The sequence below is a fragment of the Pseudoalteromonas sp. US3C1013 genome (assembly GCF_048401115.1).
Taxonomy (GTDB): Bacteria; Pseudomonadota; Gammaproteobacteria; order Enterobacterales; family Alteromonadaceae; genus Pseudoalteromonas; species Pseudoalteromonas undina.
Genome location: NZ_CP183075.1, coordinates 860,227 through 878,580, shown reverse-complemented (window position 1 = coordinate 878,580; position 18,354 = coordinate 860,227). Strand labels below are relative to the sequence as shown.

Genomic DNA, 18,354 nt, shown 5'->3' with positions numbered 1-18,354 from the left:
GGCTGCGTTTTTTTTGCCTACTACTTACTAAAATACGTATCTAAAAACGCAGTAAATGATTGATTATCGGCTTGCTCAATTGCTTTTTGAGCTTGGTAAGACTCTGTCGCTTGTTGCTCTAACCACGACTTTGAGAATTCAGTATAACTGGCTATATCATGGCTTTGTTTATACTTTTGAGCAAGTGAGAGTGCATAATGACCATTATCTAGCCCTGATGCTTTTAATTGCTCAACATAACGCCCTGAATAGGTTAATGTAGGATTATGCACCCACGTTGCCATGCGCTTAATAGTGTTTGAGTAATAATCAACCCCGTACGCGCTATCCATCCACTTAGCAACATCAACGAGCTGATTAAATATTTCATCACCCCATGATTCAAGACTGCGCTGCTCATTATTAAAATTAAGCATTAGGCCTTTTTCTCGGCCTTGGTTTACTACTGTATCAAGATTTTCAGTGCTTCGCGCTTGCTCTTCCCAGTCCATAGGCGCTGAGTCTTTTAATAAGCAATAGGTTAAAAATACATCTAAAAAGTGTATTTGCTCTAAATCAATGCCAACTTCACTAAATGGGTTAACATCCAACGCACGAATTTCAATATATTCTATACCCGCTCTTAGTAGAGCACCAGTGGGTGTTTCACCATTTTTAGCATTACGCTTAGGGCGAATTGGCGAGTAAAACTCGTTCTCTATTTGTAGAATATTTTTATTTAATTGCTTTGGCTCTGCACTGGTGTAGTCGTCAATACTGCCATAAATATCTGAAGGCGTATTTATGGCTTTTTTAAGCCCTGCTACATATTCATCCAATGAGTTATACATCACGCGTAATGATGACTGTGCACTGTTGGTATAACCTAAGTTACCTAATCGTAGCGCCGTGCCCACTTCTAAATATAAAGTACCTTTACCCAGCTTTTTAAACGGTAAATCGCTTTTACGCCCCTGCAAAAATGAACTACACAATGCCGGTGACGCACCAAACATATAGCTAATTAACCACAACTCGCGCTTAAAATTACGAATTAATGCTAAGTACCCATCAGATATAAAGTCTTCAAGCTTCGCGCTGCTTTGCTTTTGTGAATGTAGTGACTGCCATAACGTTTCTGGAAAAGAAATATTAAAGTGCACCCCAGCAATCGCTTGCATCATACTACCATAGCGGTTCTTTAAACCTTCGCGGTATAAAGTTTTCATTTTCCCAACGTTAGAATCGCCAAATTGTGCTAATACAATATCGTCTTGGTGATTTATAAAACACGGCATACTAATTGGCCACAGCAGTTCATCGCCCATGTGTTCTAAAGTGAACTTCTGTAAATCTTTAAGCTGTTGTAACGTTTGCGTTGATGACTCGCTAACAGGTGTAATGAACTCAAGTAACGACTCAGAAAAGTCAGTTGTGATATGTCCGTTGGTAAGCGCGCAGCCAACCCCTTTTGGGTGAGCTTGTTTAGAAATAGAACCATCGGGTTTAATTCTTAATGATTCTCTCTCAATACCGCGCATAATACCTTTAATAGCATGCTGATTATCTGCATTAGATAGCGCGTTGAGCGTGTTCTTTAAATTATAAGTTGCCAAAAAAAAGTTTCCTCGAGCCAAGTGGCTTAATCATAAGGTTATGGGGTCTAATTACCTTTACTCAAGATTAAATGAAGAAAAAACTATATGAATTTATTAGATATAGCTTTTAATGAATTTTAAACACGCTTTGTTTCACGCCATAAAAGATAATCTTGCCATTGCCACCAGCAATATACAATTTCTTTTGCATATTATTTGCCACAATACATCGCAACCTCAAGGCATTATTTCTCCCCGTACGAAAGGGTGAATCACTTGCTAAAAGTTTGGCATAACTAAAAAAATCAATTACTCTTAAAATTGATAAAGATCATAAAAACATTAAAAAAAATGCCTTACTACTGCTATTTAAAACTTATCACTAACGTACATTAGTTTTAGTAATTACAATAGACACCCTAATAAAGAATGATAAAGGATTACTATGCGTCGTAATCAAAGCTTAATAGATGAAGAGGTCACTTTTGAAGAACATCAAGAGTTAGTTTCAACGACCGATCTTCGAGGTGTTATTACCTATGCCAATCATGAATTTTGCAGTATTGCTGGCTATGAAATGGATGAACTCATTAATAAAAACCACAATATCGTTCGCCATCCTGATATGCCTAAAGCGGCATTTAAAGAGATGTGGGACACCTTAAAGCAAGGGCATTCTTGGCGTGGTGCTGTAAAAAACTTATGTAAAGATGGCCGTTACTATTGGGTTGATGCATTTGTAACACCTATTTTTGAACATGGCCAATTGATTGGTTATCAGTCTGTGCGTGTAAAACTCTCGCAACATGCAAAACGCAGAGCGCAGAAGCTGTATGCCAAAATTAACGCTAATAAGTCACTATTTAGCTGGCGTGAGCACACCTCACTCAGACAGAGCTTGAGCATAGCCGGTGTTTTAGTTTGGTTAGCTAGTGTCGCTATTTGGGGGTCAATCGCAATTGCAGCGGTTAACTTGGTGGTGTGTATTATCATTTTAGCTTTAAATTATGATGAGCTAATAGCAACACCTGCAACTCTAAAGCAGCAAAAAAGCCAGGCAGATTCGGTGTCTCGTTATGTATTTAGTGGTTCACACCCTCACAGTATTAGTGATTACCGAGAGCAAATGCTTTGCGCTAAGTTAAAAACGGTACTCGGTCGTGTTAAAGACTCAACCTTGAGTTTTAATACCATTGCCCAAGGCTTAGATCAGCAATCTACGCTGACCGAACAAGGTATTTCTTCTCAGGGAACCCAGCTTGAGCAAATAGCCACAGCAATGTCACAAATGAGCACCACCATTGGTGAAATTTCTAATAATACCAATGATACCGCAGATAAAGTGGGGATCACCTATCAAAGCTGCTCTGATATAAAAAGTCATATTGCCGATAACAGCAAAATGGTATCTGACTTAGCCATGCAAGTTGAGCAAGCGGCAACCACAGCCACAGGGCTGGCCTCTGAAGCTGATAAAATTGGTCAGGTAATGAGTGAAATAGAAGGTATTGCAGAGCAAACTAATTTGTTAGCACTGAACGCCGCGATTGAAGCTGCCCGTGCTGGTGAGCATGGTCGAGGTTTTGCGGTGGTTGCTGATGAAGTACGCGCATTGTCCTCACGTACTCAAAACGCCACAGCACAAATTCATAGCTCCATTAAAGAGATTCAAGACACCTTGTTCAGCTGGTCTAAAATCATGCAGAGCACAAAACAACAAGCCGATGACTGTGTTAACACCACAGGGCAAACACAACAAGAGCTAGATAGTATTTTCATTCAAATTAGTGAAATTTCACAACTTGCTACCGACATCTCAGCCGCCGCAGAGCAACAACAAGTGGTAAGTCGAGATATTGGCTGCAATGTTGAAAAAATTAAAGGCTTGGGGGATGACAATTTACAGCTTAGTTATAGCGTAGCGCATGGCGCTGCTGAATTGGTCGAAGGGTCACGAAAAGTAAATGATTTACTGCTTACCTTTAAAGTTTAATCCACTCCTTTGAATCAAAACAAAAAAGCCGCTATTTTCAGCGGCTTTTTGCTGTGCTTCAGATTATCGGCTAGTAAACTCTAAGCCCTCACCACTTGCATCAATAACAATGATGCAGCCTGGTTGAAAATCATTATTAAGCAGCTTTTGTGCTAACGGGTTTTCAATGGTCTGTTGTATTGCACGCTTAAGTGGGCGAGCGCCATAAACCGGATCAAAACCACTGGCAGCAATCCGCTCAAGCGCAGCATCCGTCAATTCAAGTAAATAGCCCATCTCAGTTAATCGTTCACGCAATTTACTTAACTGTATATCTGCGATTTCTTTAATATGACTATGTGCAAGTGAGTGGAACACTACTGTTTCATCAATACGGTTAATAAATTCAGGCCTGAACTCATTATGCAGTACACCCATTACCTTTGCTTTAAGCTCGTCATAGTCATTACTTCCCGATTGCTCTTGGATAATGTCTGAACCTAAGTTAGAGGTCATAATGATAACCGTATTTTTAAAATCAACAGTACGTCCTTGACCATCAGTTAAACGACCATCATCAAGAACTTGTAATAAAATATTAAACACATCTGGATGCGCTTTTTCTATTTCATCAAGCAAGATAACCGAATACGGCTTACGACGAACGGCTTCCGTTAAGTAGCCCCCTTCTTCGTAACCTACATAACCAGGAGGAGCACCAACTAAACGCGCCACTGAGTGTTTTTCCATAAACTCAGACATATCGATGCGTACCATGGCACTTTCGGTGTCAAACATATAGCCAGCCAATGCTTTCGTTAGCTCTGTTTTACCCACCCCTGTTGGTCCTAAGAATAAAAATGAGCCTATCGGACGATTCGGATCAGCAAGCCCTGCGCGAGAACGACGAATGGCATTAGCCACCGCAACTACCGCTTCATCTTGCCCTATCACTTTATTGTGCAACTGCTCTTCCATTTGCAATAGTTTTTCACGCTCACCTTGAAGCATACGTGCCACCGGAATGCCGGTCCAACGTGATAAAATTTCGGCTATTTCGTCTTCGCCCACTTGGTTTTTAAGTAAGCTCATTTCTTGCATTTCGGCTTGCGATGCTAAATCAAGCTTACGCTCAAGCTCGGGTATACGGCCATATTGCAGCTCTGACATACGCTGTAAATCGCTTGCTCTGCGTGCCACTTCTAAATCAAGTCGTGCCTGTTCAAGCTCAGCTTTAATGACTTGCGTACCTTGCAAAGACGCTTTTTCGGCATTCCATACTTCATCGAGTTCACGGTATTGCACCTCAAGCTCAGTGATCAGCTCAACCATTTCTGCACGGCGCTTTTGACTCGCCTCGTCTTTTTCTTTAGCCAAGGCGTTATCTTCAATTTTTAACTGAATGATACGACGCTCTAACTTATCTAAGGCTTCAGGTTTTGAATCAATTTGCAGTCGAATAGAAGAGCCCGCTTCGTCAATTAAATCAATTGCTTTATCAGGTAATTGGCGATCACTAATATAGCGATGTGATAACTGCGCTGCAGCAACAATTGCCGGATCGGTGATTTCCACTGAGTGATGTAATTCGTAACGCTCTTTTAGACCACGTAATATAGCGATAGTATCTTCAACCGATGGCTCTTCAATTAATACTTTTTGGAAACGGCGCTCAAGTGCAGCATCTTTTTCAATGTATTTACGATATTCATCTAAGGTCGTTGCACCTACGCAATGAAGTTCACCACGTGCTAATGCAGGTTTTAACATGTTACCCGCATCCATAGCGCCATCACTTTTACCAGCGCCAACAATGGTATGAATTTCATCAATAAACAAAATCACTTGGCCTTCTTCTTTGGCCAATTCATTTAAAACTGATTTTAAACGCTCTTCAAATTCACCTCGGTATTTGGCCCCAGCAACCAACGCGCCTAAATCAAGCGAGAGTACGCGCTTGTTTTTTAAGCCCTCTGGCACTTCCCCATTAATAATACGTTGCGCAAGCCCTTCGGCAATCGCGGTTTTACCCACCCCAGGCTCACCAATTAACACAGGATTGTTTTTGGTGCGGCGTTGTAATACTTGGATGGTGCGACGAATTTCATCATCACGGCCGATTACAGGGTCAAGCTTACCTTGCTCCGCCCGCTCAGTTAAATCAATAGTGTACTTTTCAAGTGCTTGACGAGTTTCTTCAGCATTAGGATCATCAACTTTTTGACCACCGCGAATTGCTTCTATGGCAGTTTCAACTTTGTTAGCAGTGATATTAAGTGCTTTAAATACACTGCCAAGCGGCCCTTTATCTTCACATGCAACTAAAACAAACAGTTCGCTTGAGATATATTTATCTTTGCGTTTTTGGGCATACTTGTCACACAGATTAATAAGTGAAACCATGTTGTTTGACAATTGCACATCGCCACCAACACCTTCCACTTTAAATAACTTTTCTATCTCTTGAGATAGTTTGGTATTGAGCTCGTCAATACTAATGCCCATTTGTGCAAACAAGGCACGCACACTTGAACCACTTTGCTTTAATAAAGCATACATAAGGTGAACGGGTTCAATAAATTGATGATCGCGACCTAGCGCTAATGATTGCGCATCTGAAAGCGCAGACTGAAATTTACTTGTAAATCTATCTAAACGCATGGGGGTTTACCTATAAAAAAACGAATTACTTTATAAATGGGTATGTTAGCGGATTTGTTCAAGGTATTGAGGGAAAAATAATCACTTAATAGTAATTTACTTGCGCCAGATCAAACTTGCCATACGACCGGTTTGGCCGTCACGTCGATAAGAAAAAAACTGATTTTTTTGAGAGAACGTGCAGTATTCACCACCACTAATATTCACAACACCCCGTTGGTTTAGCAAAATACGCGCTATGTAATAAATATCAGCTAAATATTTATCGTTATTTTGAGGTTTAAACGCATCATGCAAAGCTGGATTGTTGGCTGTAAATGTTGCAACGACCTCTTGGCCGACTTCAAATTGGTCAGCCCCTATTGCAGGACCTAACCAAGCATGTAAGTTCGTTGGTGCATGCTTAAAATAGCTAACTGTATTATTAATGATTCCTTGCGCTAACCCTCGCCAACCGGCGTGAATTGCAGCCACTTCTTGGCCATCGCTTGAAGTAAGTAAAATAGGTAAACAGTCAGCGGTCATTATAGCTAAAGGTTGGTTATATAATTGCGTGTAAAGCGCATCCCCCGTCAGAGTTTGGTTAAAATCAAACCCTTCATCCACTCTAATTACATCAGCGCTATGAACCTGATTTAACCAAACAGCAGGATTAGGTATGTAACTATTTACATGCGCTCGATTGGTTAATACATCTTGGCTGTTATCACCTACATGCAATCCTAAATTCAAGCTATCAAATGGAGGCTTTGATACGCCTCCATCCCGTGTAGTACTCAATGTGCCTACACCCTGAATAGATTGCCATGTAGCTGATAAGCCAGACATAATTAACTAGCTATGTCTGGATTTGCTTTTGTATCTTCACGCAGTGCTTGAGTCATCTGAACCATATCATCAGGGATAGGTGCTTGCCAGGTCATCATTTCACCGGTAATTGGATGAGCAATGCTTAATTTAACAGCATGGAGCGCTTGACGCTTAAAGCTACGCAGTAACTCAAACAGCTCAGGCGTTGCTCCTTTTGGTGGACGAGGACGACCGCCATAAGATTGATCGCCAATTAATGGGTGGTTTAAGTACGCCATATGCACGCGAATTTGATGCGTACGTCCGGTTTCAAGGCGTAAACGCAAACGAGTATGAGCACGGAACTTTTCTGCCACACGGTAATGCGTAATCGCTGGTTTACCCATTTCATGAACTGCCATATGCGTACGCTGAGTTGGATGGCGGCCAATCGCTTTTTCAACCATACCACCGGCAGTCATAGTACCATTACATAACGCTTCATATTCACGTGTGAAATTTTCGCGCTTTTGTAAGGCTTTCACCAGGTGAGTTTGTGCCTGAATCGTTTTCGCGACAACCATTAAACCTGTGGTGTCTTTATCTAGACGATGCACTATACCCGCGCGTGGCACGTTGATAATGTCTGGAAAATGATGAAGTAACGCATTTAACACCGTACCGTCAGGATTGCCTGCGCCCGGATGAACCACTAATCCCATTGGTTTATTGATAACTAAAATATCATCGTCTTCATAAACGATGTTTAATTTGATATCTTGTGCTTCGTATTCACGAGGTGCTTCTATTGTTGTTTCAACAGCCACAACTTCACCACCGAGTAATTTTTCACGCGGGGTGTTGAAAATTTCGCCATCAACGGTGATTTTATCATCTAAAATCCACGTTTTTATCCGTGATCGTGAATAATCAGGGAACAATTGTGCTAATACTTGGTCTAGACGTTTACCACCTAAGTCTGTTGGGACCTCGGCTTGGAGAGATATTTGCTCTGACATTAGTAACTTTACCCAATTTACCAGTGCAAGCTTTGCTTGACTGGGTTAGAATCGCTTTTAATAAAAGCATAACATAATACGCATAGTTTACTCGGTTTTACCCACTTGGCCTAGCCGAAGACATCGAAGGTAACAAATAAAATGATAAATAAAATAGGGAAACGTGCATTCGCCATTGTTTTTTCAGTTTCAGTGCTTAGTTTAGGAGCTTGTTCGTCTGCGCCTGACCAAGAAGATATTCAACGAGTACCAAACAGATCAGCACAAGCACTATACGAAGATGCAAAACAAACGCTTGATTCTGGTTTATACGCACGTGCAATTGAGTTGTTAACGGCAATTGATTCTCGCTACCCGTTTGGCCCGTTTTCAAAGCAAGTACAAATGGATTTAGTGTATGCACATTACCAATCAGGTAATACAGAGCAAGCACTGGCGACAATTGACCGCTTCATTCGCTTAAACCCAAACCACAAAGATTTAGATTACATGTATTACATGCGTGGCTTGGTTAATATTAAAGCTGATAAAAATGCTTTCCAAGAATACTTTGGTGTAGATAGAGCAGACAGAGATGCTAAACGCACCCGTGTTGCTTATACCGACCTATCAACCTTAGTTAAACGTTTTCCAGAAAGTGACTATACGCCGGAGGCAAAACGTCGTTTAGTTTGGTTATTAAACCGTATGGCTCGTTATGAGCTGAAGGTTGCAACTTACTATTATGAACGTGAAGCCTATTTAGCAGCTGCGAATCGCGGCAAGTATGTGGTAGAGCACTACTCACAAAGTAGCTACCTTGATGCAGCATTAGCCATGATGGAAAAAAGCTACGATAAGCTTGGGTTAACTGAATTAAGTGATAATGCAGCGCAAACACGCAAATTTAACAGTAGAAATAAATAACACAAAAAAGGCGCTACTTTTAAATTAAAGTAGCGCCTTTTTTATACTCAAGACAACGATTATATTGCGTCTTCATCTTCTTCTGCGGTACGAATACGAACAACACGCTCTACCTCAGTGACAAATATTTTACCATCACCAATTTTACCTGTTTGTGCGGTTTTAACAATCACATCAATAGCACGTTCTACATCTTCATCACCAAGCACAATGTCCAGCTTTACCTTAGGTAAAAAATCAACCATATACTCTGCACCACGGTATAGCTCAGTGTGGCCTTTTTGACGCCCAAACCCTTTTACTTCACTTACTGTCATACCCGTAATACCAACATCAGAAAGTGCTTCGCGCACATCATCGAGCTTAAACGGTTTAATGATTGCTTCTATTTTTTTCATATTAGTTACTTTTGAAAGCCTCAGTTGCCTCGATTTTAGACAATCATGAGGTTCATAGCAAACAAAGTGATTGAATAGCACAGGTGAAAAATAATCATGGTATGATTATTTTAATAAAAATAACTATACTAGGGTCTGTTGACCTTTCAACATCATCGAGTTAATGAGATTTATATGAAAACCAAGCATACAGGATTTACTCTATTAGAGTTAATGGTTACCGTTGCTATTGTTGCGATAATAGCGAGTATTGCAATATGGAATAGTAGCGATATGCTGGAAGAAAACCGAGGCGAAAACTTTTTATTGGAGCTAAAGCGTAATATTAGTTTTGCGCGATCACAAGCAGCTAGTACTGATGAAATCGTGGTTATTTGTGCAGCTCAGCATTCGGAGGTTAAAAATAATGATGATAGTATGCAATGCCGAGCAAGGTGGGATGGTAATAAAGTTATTATTACCTTTATTGATGCAGATAATGATGGTCAATATAATTCCTCATCTGACAGCTTAATTCGCGTTATGGAAAAAATTAACCTTAATGATAAGGTAACATTCACAGCTGGAGATAGACGAATACGGTTTAACACCAGCGGTCGTATCACCACTAAACCTGGAAATTTTATTTTTTGCCCTAATGGTACTAATGAAAATAATAAAGGGTTAACACTGTCTCAATCAGGGACTGCTTTTTATATAGGTGACACAACTCAAACCTGCAGCTAAAAGCCATTTCATACTTTGTCGTTTTTTGATTATTTACTAAACTAATATAATGGACTGTTCAATGTAAGGCTTCAGGGATGAAGTTAATTATAAGTGTTCACAAAAACGATGGCGTTACGCTAGTAGAATTGCTAATAACCATTTCAGTTATAGCAATACTGAGCCAACTCTCTTTATGGTTTGTTCCTGATTTCTTGGCGCTCAATCGCGCTGATAATCAGGTGAATTTATTACACCGAAATATTAATTTAGCACGTCTTTATGCTATAGAGCATGGCAGCTACGTAACTCTTTGCGCTTTAAAAGATAAACAATGTTTAGATGGTGAGTGGCACACGGGTGTGTCACTATTTACTGATAATGACAAGTCAACATCTTTGGATAATGACGAACGTCTTATTAGTACCTTTGAACATACCCATCCCTCTGATAGCTTAGAGTACCCTCGCACTGCAATAACTTTTAGACCTGACGGCTCTTTAAATGGCTTTCAAAACGGTACTTTTATCTATTGCCCTAATAGCGAAAAAGCAAGCCTTGAAGGGCTTGCTCTTTCTATAAGTCAAACAGGTCGTATACGGATAAAGTCCACAAATAGATGCAAAAATAACTAACCTGAACTCTGGTTAAGAGATTTACTAATATATTGGATAATAGTGATAGCTAGGTTTATTTCCTCTAGCCAGAGACTCACAGTGAAAACAAGGTGGATTTTCGCGTCAATAGCTGGGCTATTGCAAGTAAATTCAACGCCATTAGCGCTAAAAGCAGCTACTTGAGATGGGTATATAATCCAGAGTAAGGTTTACCTGCATTATCTACCCCAACAATAATTTATATCTGATTTACCTTTGGTCCCTTTAGCCCCTTTTAAGCCTAAGTCATTAATAGACAGCTCAGTACAATCAGCATCCCCTTTCACCGCTCCAGCGATGGGTTTAGCTGTAATTGTAAATTCATTGCTATCAACCACATTGATTGCCAACTCAAAATGCCCGTTTTCAGTTTTACTTTGAATACCTAAGTCGCTAAACGAAGTCGAATAAACTCGGTTATCTACAAAGTATTGCTCTTGCTTATTTGCCGCATCTAACAGCGCAGATGCAGCTTCCGCGCGTGATGCCCTTTTTACATACTCACTGTAATTCGGCAGTGCAATTGCGGCAATAATGCCAACAATCGCAACTGTGATCATTAACTCAATTAATGTGAATCCTTGTTGTGTCTTGTTCATATACAGCCCTTAATTGTTTATTTCGTCGTTTTCTTCACGCTTATAAATATATGTTTGCTGCGTTTTAAAGCCAAAACCAATGGGCTCTTTATCATTAACCAACTTGATTGTACCGTCAACCACTTTTAAACCAGGTCCTGTAATTTCTACAGGTTTAAGAGGGTTTTCGGCTTGCTCACCTTTTATTCCAGGGCCAATTAGAAAAAACTGACTTTCTTCGATAACGTCTTCTTCTGGATTATCATCACACTTTCCATCACCGTTCGAATCGGTACAAGAGTTAGTTGCACCAAAATAAAGCTGTGGTGTATCGGGTACGTCATAACTGGTTGCAAATTTGAGCTGATCATACACTTTTGTACCATAATGCAAATGAAACGCATAAAGCGCACCACCGCCCCCACTTAAAGAACATTGATTCTCTACAACGGCATCAGATGCTGGCGTGAAAGAGGTAAAATAAGCAACCCCACCAACAACAGTAGCTGCAGCTAATGACTTTTCACCTTTGGCTAATTCATAGCGCCACCCTTTCTTTTTTGCCAACTCAGCTTCAACAAGATTAAAACCATCTATGTCATCTAGAGTATTACCAAACGGGTCATCGTTCATAATCATTAAGTCGGATGGTTTAATTGCAGCAGGCGCATTGATTTTAAATGAGCGTGTCAGCGTATTTTCATCACGAATCATAAACAATTGATCTTGCTCATTTGTATTCGTTGGTTTTGAACGATTACCACTGCCAATAACAACTGCATCATAAGGAGTATCTAAACGGGTAATAACTTTATCACCGTTGATGGTCGTCTCCGTTACTTTACTAAACAAGGTACGCGCAATCAAAGGTTTATAAAAGAAGCGTCTATCTTGGGTATTTTGATTGCTACCAAGCTCTGCAAGTTTGAAATGGCTGAACTCGCTGCTATCTTCTCCTGGCATATCAATGCGCCAAATATTACCACCGGTATCTGAAGCATAAATTCGGTCAATATAGCCGTCATAATCTGAATCAAGCGTAGTTAAATCAGCGGCAATGCTATGCTTACCTTTAAAACCATTGCTATCTGGGGTTAACGCCCAAACTAAACTGCCAGTTTTTGCTTCAACAATATAAATGCCCCGGCCGCTGGTGTCCTCAGACCTAATTGCGGCGTCTTTATTAATATCGTAACCAGCACCAAATATGAGTAAAGGTTTATTACCAAAAGCTTTAATATAAGCTATTTGCGGTTTTGACCATGTTTGTGCTAATTCCGTAAAGTCGCCTTTGCCGCCTTCAATTGGTTTGCTCCAAAGGCGCTTTGGTTGATTCGGATTTGTAATATCTAAGCCGTAGTAATTCTTGCCACCACGGCGCATACCAGCAAAAGCCCAAACAGCATCTCCTTTACTAGCATCTATAATACCGTCATTTAAACCTTCGCTATTTAAACTCTTATTACTAAAGTAAACACTTATAGGGCCGTCCATACCATATACTTTACTATCCGCTTGTTTATTTCTGAGTGGTTTAATAATGTCAAATAATGCTGAAGGTATAAACGCCCAGCTTTCACTTACAGTCTCACCAGCATCTTTAAACATGTGTAAAAACCCAGCATTTGTTCCTATAAGAATTCGTATATCATCATTGCCATAGTCGATGGCAATAGGTTTTGAATGTAATGGGTCGCCAAAAATATCAGATCGTTGATCTTGTGATGAACCATCTTTATCCTCATCATCAACGTCGACCCCTCTTGCCCAATTCACATCTTGACTAGATAGGGACAACGGGTTATTAGTAACCCCGCTAAGAATGTCACTAACAACCGAAGTATTAAAACTAACAACAGAGCCTTGATTCTCCGTAAATAAATTACGAGCAAGCGGATCTATCGTGCTTAAATAATGATTCACACCACCTTGTGCAACAGCATTACCGTCAGCGGGTTGGCCTGCAGGAAGCCAAAATGTTTTTGCATCTTTTGAAATTAAACCTTCGCTATTAAGAGCAGGCTTGTTAGTTGCGTCAACAATCTGACTACCTGAGACTTTTAACTTTTTGAGGTTGCCACGCCAGCGCGCACCTGTTTCTGGATAAAACATTGCAAAATAAATAGCATCACGGCTTCGAGTTTGATCTACGTTATTACTGGCCACTGATGGCGATGAAAAACTATCGTTTACTTCACGAATACGAGAAATCGTATTTTTGAGTGCGTCTGATAATTGTGCTGCAGTATTTGCATGTAAATACTGTCCACCGCCGTAGTTTGCTGTCTCAGTAAGTAGGTTCTTTCCTGAGTTGCTCATACCCGTACCAAAACCAATAGGAAATACACGTCCAATATCAAGCACATTATTGGTTTTGCTATACAAATCAACTTTTACATCATCTGTACCATGGATAATTTTCGCCAGTGCTGCTAAATAACTATTACTAACAGCAGGTGCATTTTCAGAAAAATAGTCATTATGGAGATTATATATATCATTATTTCTGTTGGAGTCGTTTGTAGGGTCACCGTCCGTCATTAAAATAATGTTGATACTATTATCACAACGTAATGGCTCACCCGCTACAGGGGCAAAGGGTGATTTATAAACTCCTGATGACTCTGCGGTAAAATCTCGATTATTAGTATTACCTCCATAGTAAACGTTTTGGCCTGTTATATATAAATACGCTTCCCACAATGTTTCAGTTAATGGGGTTGATCCGCTGGCAGGTAGCTCATCAACTTTATTTAGCAACGTTGATTTTGCAGCACCAACTCTGGCTAGTACATACCCACCATTACTACCATTAAAGCGCATTAAACCAAATTCGATATCATCATTATCGTTCACTAACTGTGTAATCGCATTTTGTGCAACTCTTAAACGACTATCACTACATGTGGCTTCATAATTGTAGTAACTAGTTCTTTTGTAACATTGCTCATTTCGTTTATAGCTATCTTTACTTTCAAAGCAATCAACCTCGTAATAACTATTACCGCTTCTTTTATAGCAGGCATTGCCATCGTTTACATCCCAGGCCATACTGCCCGAGGTATCAAAAATCATAATAACACGTGGCTTTTCATTAGTTTCCACATTGTGGTTAACATAGAGCTCTATGTCTTCACCATTCGCTGATAAACTAATTAATACACAAAATATAGAAATGAGTACTCTCTTTAACGTAAGTTTCATTTTAAATCCCCTTACTTATGCTAGCCATCTCTTGGGCTACGCCGGTCACAATTGTAAGCTGGTGCTTACTTTTAGAGCCATATTCTATGGTTGTTGAAACTTGTACCATGTTGCATGAGATACCAGCAGTAAAACTAAAACGACGAGGGCATTCTAAATCGAGTACACCATTGTTTAAATTAATCATATTGCTTTTCATATCATCACGTTCAGCCATAACAATACCCTTGTCTGAAACTTCTTCAGGGGTCAAAAAGAACTGATTAGCAGCTCCTTTACTGACTTCGTCAGCAATTATGCGCTGCACTTCACCAATTAGTTGGTTTTCTGCAACCTCGCGCTCTTGGGCTGCGTTGGTAATTTTAATATCAATACTACTACTGCTCATTAAAGTAACCGCAATTCCTGTCACTGCTATGACCATAATAAGCGCTGTAATAAGTACAACGCCCTGTTGTTTATTTTTCATCTGCGTTAAATACGCCATAAATTTGCACCCACGTTATTTAAACGAATAGTCGTCGTGAAAACAGTTCGTCTGAAATTATCTGAAAAAGTGAGAGTGCGACTATTAGCATCTTCCCCTAATACGTACGTTTGGTTCTTAATTTTAAGACCTGGATCAGGCTGCAATGCTCTGATCAATAAAAAAACTTGTACTGTTAAAATGCCTTTACGATTTTCCCAGTCACTGACATTCATATCATTGATGCTTTTGTATGTATCAACACGGCTGTCGCTGGTAGTATCTAGACCAAAAACAAAACGCATATTTTCCACGCCTTCCATTATGGTTTCAGTGTTTATAGACCCTCCCACCAAACGTTTTCGCATTAGTGCAGGTACAGTAAGGCTCTTATTATTTACCGTATAAGTTTGCTCTGAAATATAATAGCTGTGATGACTATACGGCCATACCGACGCATTAATATTTATGCTAGTAGGGTCAACAACACCTCGCTCAAAGCGAGCACTTTCTTGCTCAGCAATAAAATAATTCTCATCACTTTGCGTTTCATTAACACCTGCGGCATCCACTTCTAGTTGGTTTCCTTGTAAAAACTTAACCTGTAAAATATCAGTGCCTGCTAAAGGGTTATTAACGCAATTAAGTTCACTTGAACTAGTAGCTGTTTTTGCATAAAGCGTTTTAAAGTTACTGCTGCTGGTTAAATCAGGAAAGCTACCGTTATTGAGACCTTCAAAACAATCACCTGTAGGATTCGACAATGATGATGTGTTTATAACGGTGAAAGAATCATCATAAAATGTTCCCCAAAAACCAACCTGCTCAATATCACGTTGCATAATATTTATAGCTAAGCGACCTGATTCTTGTAACTCACCTATAGTCATTGTGTCTTTGGTGGTTACTTTCATACCGATATAAGTAAACATTACCCCACCCAAAATTAATCCCCCTATAAATAGAGATATCATCATTTCAATGAGTGTAAATCCTGTTTGCTTCATTTTAGCTCCTAACATATACATAGCTATTAAGCACGACTAAGCGACGTTTTTTATCTGCAACACCACAGCTAATTTTACCTGTGGCCTCACTCGCTTTAAATTCTTGGCGACCCTGCCAAGAAACAATAACCTCTATGTTATATGCTTTCCCCCCAGACCCCCCTACAACTTCAGGGTTAATACACACAGTTGCCCCATCAAGTGATCCGGTATTCTCTCGGGCTCGGATAGCACGTTTCCATTGCTCGATATCTAAACTAGCTATTTGTGCGTTACTACAAGAGCTTGTAAAACATGTTTTAGACGGTTTCTTAGTGGTTTCACTGGTAAACTCTACATCATAATGGGTCGCGAGTTGCGAAGTATCGTTTGCTCGAATACGTTGAATAATATCATTACCAAGCGCAACAGCAGCAGCACGTTGCATTGAATCAAAACTTGCTTGCTTTGCTTTTGCTTGTAAAGCCACCGCACCGAGTAAGCCAAAGCTTAAAATAATGAAAGCAATCAGAACTTCGATGAGAGTAAAGCCCTTTTGAAACTTAAATACAGTCGAGAACATACTTAAACCAAATAATAATTATCTAACAATAAGTGTATGCAATTAAAAATTAGATTCAACTAGAACCATGACTAACGGTTAATTATGTTGATAAGCGGTTAATGGGTAGGTGTATTAAAGTTCGCTTTTTACGCTTTTGAGTGCTCGACGACTTACAGCTAAAAAAGCGCTACAGCCTTGTAGCTCAATAACATGTTGATGGTTTTTAAGCGTATGTAGGGCAATGATTTTGTTCTTATTCACCAAAGTATGTCGATGAATTCTTAATAAATGATGCGGGTATTGCATTTCAAGATGCTTTAAACTGTCCTCAATTAAAGCTTCCCCTTGATCAAACACAACCTTGGTATACTTTTCCTCTGCGTTAAAATAAAAAATACTCTCTATTTCAATACTTCTGATAGTGCCGGCCAGTTGATACGTTACTTTTTCTGTATGTTGCTGTTGCAGGTGTACTCTGTTTAAACGTCCTAGCTGTTGTAATGCATGTTGCAAACTTTTTACTGATATAGGTTTTACTAAATACCCAGCTGCATTTAGTTGCAGTGCATCAAGTGCATGCTCAGGGTGAGCGGTTATAAAAATAATCGCAGGGGGAACCGCCAAGCCATTGAGTTGATTAGCCACTTCGATGCCATTTAAGCCTGGCATGTCAACATCTAAAAACACTAAATCAGGCTGAAGCTCTTCTATTTTCATTAAAGCGTCATTGCCATTATCGGCCTCACCTTGCACATGAAGGGATGTATGGCTTTGACCAAGTAAACGCTTTAAGCGTGCTCTTGCTAAGGGTTCATCATCTACAATCAGTACATTCATAACATGTTCTCTGTTTGTTTTGGGATAACCACTTTAACTCTAAATTTATTTTCTTTGTTGGTTATAGTCAATTGCGCCCGACCTTTATAATAAATACTTAAACGAGAACGGATATTATCAATTGCCATACCGTTATGCTCTCTAGTATTAGCAGTTTCAGTAGGTACAGGGTTAGTTACAATCAAGGTTAAATAATGTGTTGTAACATGCAACTCAATACTAATGGTAGCACCACTTTGGCTGGGCTCTACACCATGACATACTGCGTTCTCTACCAAAGGTTGTAATGTTAGATATGGAATATAGAGCGCAGGGAGGTTTTCTGGTAATAACCACTCAACCTGTAAACGCTCTGCAAAACGCCATGATTCAAGAGCAATATATTGTTTAGTTAATATTATTTCATCACTGAGTAATACACTTTGCCCTGAACGCATTGCAGCTTGCGAAAGCGCTGCTAATGCCAAAATAGCATTCTCAGCAGCTTCAACGTCATGATGCGTTAATTCTGCTGCCGTATTCAAACTATTATATAAAAAATGGGGTCTGATCCGCGCCTGCAAGGCATCAAGCTCCGCTCGAGAGAGTGCTTTGGCTTGCTGTTCTTTTTCAAAATGAATAAGCAAAAATTGTACAAAAAGTAAGGTAAGCAAAAATACAATAATGCAATTACGTAACACAAAAAACGTAAGTTGTTTTTCGTTTTCTATATCAAAAGCAATATGAGAAAAAGCCAGACTAAATAAAGCAGTGCTCAGACTATATACAGCAATAAAAAAACTAAGCTGAATAAACTGAGGCTGTTTTGCAAGAAATCGCCGGCAAATGTATAAAAAAGAGGTACTGACTAATACTGTTACATGAAGAAATAAACTAATCTCTCCCAAGTGCAGCCATATGTCACCGCCAGCATTAGGAGCAAAAGCTAAAATAATAGCCACGACTTGTGTTACTACGAGGGATGCAAGTACACCACGCTCATTAAAAAGGGCCGAAAAAAGTAGTGCATCTGGTGTCAGTTGCTTACTCATTCGG

Annotated in this window: 16 protein-coding genes; 4 read left to right on the top strand and 12 right to left on the bottom strand. The window is 39.7% G+C overall.

The features are described 5' to 3' along the window. Nucleotides 1-20: 20 nt before the first annotated feature. Nucleotides 21-1,595, bottom strand: coding sequence for a glutamate--cysteine ligase (gene gshA / locus ACNSN2_RS04090; protein WP_418608621.1), 1,575 nt, complete (start codon nt 1,593-1,595; stop codon nt 21-23). Between the two features lie 427 nt (nt 1,596-2,022). On the opposite strand from gshA, the gene ACNSN2_RS04085 reads away from it, so the two are divergent. Next, complete coding sequence (locus ACNSN2_RS04085; RefSeq protein WP_010391294.1) at nt 2,023-3,570, top strand: methyl-accepting chemotaxis protein; 1,548 nt, start codon at nt 2,023-2,025, stop codon at nt 3,568-3,570. A 63-nt stretch (nt 3,571-3,633) separates the two neighbouring features. On the opposite strand, the gene clpB is transcribed toward ACNSN2_RS04085, so the two are convergent. The 3 genes from clpB to rluD form a co-directional block, all read right to left on the bottom strand. Continuing rightward, a complete protein-coding gene (gene clpB, locus ACNSN2_RS04080) occupies nt 3,634-6,210 on the bottom strand; it encodes an ATP-dependent chaperone ClpB (protein WP_055011720.1) in 2,577 nt (858 codons plus the stop codon). A 96-nt stretch (nt 6,211-6,306) separates the two neighbouring features. Continuing rightward, nucleotides 6,307-7,038, bottom strand: coding sequence for a peptidoglycan editing factor PgeF (gene pgeF, locus ACNSN2_RS04075; protein WP_010391292.1), 732 nt, complete (start codon nt 7,036-7,038; stop codon nt 6,307-6,309). A gap of 2 nt (nt 7,039-7,040) precedes the next feature. Then, a complete protein-coding gene (rluD, locus tag ACNSN2_RS04070; RefSeq protein WP_010391291.1) occupies nt 7,041-8,018 on the bottom strand; it encodes a 23S rRNA pseudouridine(1911/1915/1917) synthase RluD in 978 nt (325 codons plus the stop codon). A 141-nt stretch (nt 8,019-8,159) separates the two neighbouring features. On the opposite strand from rluD, the gene ACNSN2_RS04065 reads away from it, so the two are divergent. Continuing rightward, nucleotides 8,160-8,924 (top strand): outer membrane protein assembly factor BamD, encoded by a 765-nt coding sequence (locus ACNSN2_RS04065; RefSeq protein WP_418608620.1) that lies wholly within the window; start codon nt 8,160-8,162, stop codon nt 8,922-8,924. A gap of 59 nt (nt 8,925-8,983) precedes the next feature. On the opposite strand, the gene ACNSN2_RS04060 is transcribed toward ACNSN2_RS04065, so the two are convergent. Continuing rightward, entirely contained in the window at nt 8,984-9,322 is a 339-nt protein-coding gene (locus tag ACNSN2_RS04060) for a P-II family nitrogen regulator (protein WP_008114445.1), read from the bottom strand. A 174-nt stretch (nt 9,323-9,496) separates the two neighbouring features. Here ACNSN2_RS04060 and ACNSN2_RS04055 point away from each other — a divergent pair, with 174 nt between their 5' ends. Then, nucleotides 9,497-10,048 (top strand): GspH/FimT family pseudopilin, encoded by a 552-nt coding sequence (locus tag ACNSN2_RS04055; protein ID WP_010391289.1) that lies wholly within the window; start codon nt 9,497-9,499, stop codon nt 10,046-10,048. Between the two features lie 77 nt (nt 10,049-10,125). After that, entirely contained in the window at nt 10,126-10,662 is a 537-nt protein-coding gene (locus ACNSN2_RS04050) for a GspH/FimT family pseudopilin (protein WP_010391288.1), read from the top strand. A 200-nt stretch (nt 10,663-10,862) separates the two neighbouring features. On the opposite strand, the gene ACNSN2_RS04045 is transcribed toward ACNSN2_RS04050, so the two are convergent. From ACNSN2_RS04045 to ACNSN2_RS04015, 7 genes are all read right to left on the bottom strand, one after another. Then, entirely contained in the window at nt 10,863-11,282 is a 420-nt protein-coding gene (locus tag ACNSN2_RS04045; protein ID WP_248527712.1) for a type IV pilin protein, read from the bottom strand. 9 nt (nt 11,283-11,291) lie between these two features. Further along, entirely contained in the window at nt 11,292-14,465 is a 3,174-nt protein-coding gene (locus ACNSN2_RS04040) for a pilus assembly protein (protein ID WP_055011716.1), read from the bottom strand. 1 nt (nt 14,466) lies between these two features. Then, nucleotides 14,467-14,952 (bottom strand): hypothetical protein, encoded by a 486-nt coding sequence (locus ACNSN2_RS04035; protein ID WP_055011715.1) that lies wholly within the window; start codon nt 14,950-14,952, stop codon nt 14,467-14,469. Next, entirely contained in the window at nt 14,940-15,938 is a 999-nt protein-coding gene (locus tag ACNSN2_RS04030; protein WP_010391281.1) for a PilW family protein, read from the bottom strand. Before ACNSN2_RS04030 ends, ACNSN2_RS04035 begins: the two co-directional genes overlap by 13 nt. 1 nt (nt 15,939) lies before the next feature. Further along, a complete protein-coding gene (gene pilV / locus ACNSN2_RS04025; protein ID WP_010391280.1) occupies nt 15,940-16,500 on the bottom strand; it encodes a type IV pilus modification protein PilV in 561 nt (186 codons plus the stop codon). Between the two features lie 114 nt (nt 16,501-16,614). Beyond that, nucleotides 16,615-17,319: a LytR/AlgR family response regulator transcription factor gene (locus tag ACNSN2_RS04020; RefSeq protein WP_055011713.1), complete on the bottom strand. Its 705-nt coding sequence runs from the start codon at nt 17,317-17,319 to the stop codon at nt 16,615-16,617. Beyond that, nucleotides 17,316-18,350, bottom strand: coding sequence for a sensor histidine kinase (locus tag ACNSN2_RS04015; protein ID WP_138621439.1), 1,035 nt, complete (start codon nt 18,348-18,350; stop codon nt 17,316-17,318). The genes ACNSN2_RS04020 and ACNSN2_RS04015 overlap by 4 nt, the downstream gene beginning before the upstream one ends. Nucleotides 18,351-18,354: the final 4 nt, after the last annotated feature.

Excerpts from the sequence above, each read along its gene's own strand:
- ACNSN2_RS04085 (WP_010391294.1), top strand. The coding sequence starts at position 2,023 with ATGCGTCGTAATCAAAGCTTAATAGATGAAGAGGTCACTTTTGAAGAA.
- clpB (WP_055011720.1), bottom strand. The coding sequence starts at position 6,210 with ATGCGTTTAGATAGATTTACAAGTAAATTTCAGTCTGCGCTTTCAGAT.
- pgeF (WP_010391292.1), bottom strand. The coding sequence starts at position 7,038 with ATGTCTGGCTTATCAGCTACATGGCAATCTATTCAGGGTGTAGGCACA.
- rluD (WP_010391291.1), bottom strand. The coding sequence starts at position 8,018 with ATGTCAGAGCAAATATCTCTCCAAGCCGAGGTCCCAACAGACTTAGGT.
- ACNSN2_RS04065 (WP_418608620.1), top strand. The coding sequence starts at position 8,160 with ATGATAAATAAAATAGGGAAACGTGCATTCGCCATTGTTTTTTCAGTT.
- ACNSN2_RS04060 (WP_008114445.1), bottom strand. The coding sequence starts at position 9,322 with ATGAAAAAAATAGAAGCAATCATTAAACCGTTTAAGCTCGATGATGTG.
- ACNSN2_RS04055 (WP_010391289.1), top strand. The coding sequence starts at position 9,497 with ATGAAAACCAAGCATACAGGATTTACTCTATTAGAGTTAATGGTTACC.
- ACNSN2_RS04050 (WP_010391288.1), top strand. The coding sequence starts at position 10,126 with ATGAAGTTAATTATAAGTGTTCACAAAAACGATGGCGTTACGCTAGTA.
- ACNSN2_RS04045 (WP_248527712.1), bottom strand. The coding sequence starts at position 11,282 with ATGAACAAGACACAACAAGGATTCACATTAATTGAGTTAATGATCACA.
- ACNSN2_RS04040 (WP_055011716.1), bottom strand. The coding sequence starts at position 14,465 with ATGAAACTTACGTTAAAGAGAGTACTCATTTCTATATTTTGTGTATTA.
- ACNSN2_RS04035 (WP_055011715.1), bottom strand. The coding sequence starts at position 14,952 with ATGGCGTATTTAACGCAGATGAAAAATAAACAACAGGGCGTTGTACTT.
- ACNSN2_RS04030 (WP_010391281.1), bottom strand. The coding sequence starts at position 15,938 with ATGAAGCAAACAGGATTTACACTCATTGAAATGATGATATCTCTATTT.
- pilV (WP_010391280.1), bottom strand. The coding sequence starts at position 16,500 with ATGTTCTCGACTGTATTTAAGTTTCAAAAGGGCTTTACTCTCATCGAA.
- ACNSN2_RS04020 (WP_055011713.1), bottom strand. The coding sequence starts at position 17,319 with ATGAATGTACTGATTGTAGATGATGAACCCTTAGCAAGAGCACGCTTA.
- ACNSN2_RS04015 (WP_138621439.1), bottom strand. The coding sequence starts at position 18,350 with ATGAGTAAGCAACTGACACCAGATGCACTACTTTTTTCGGCCCTTTTT.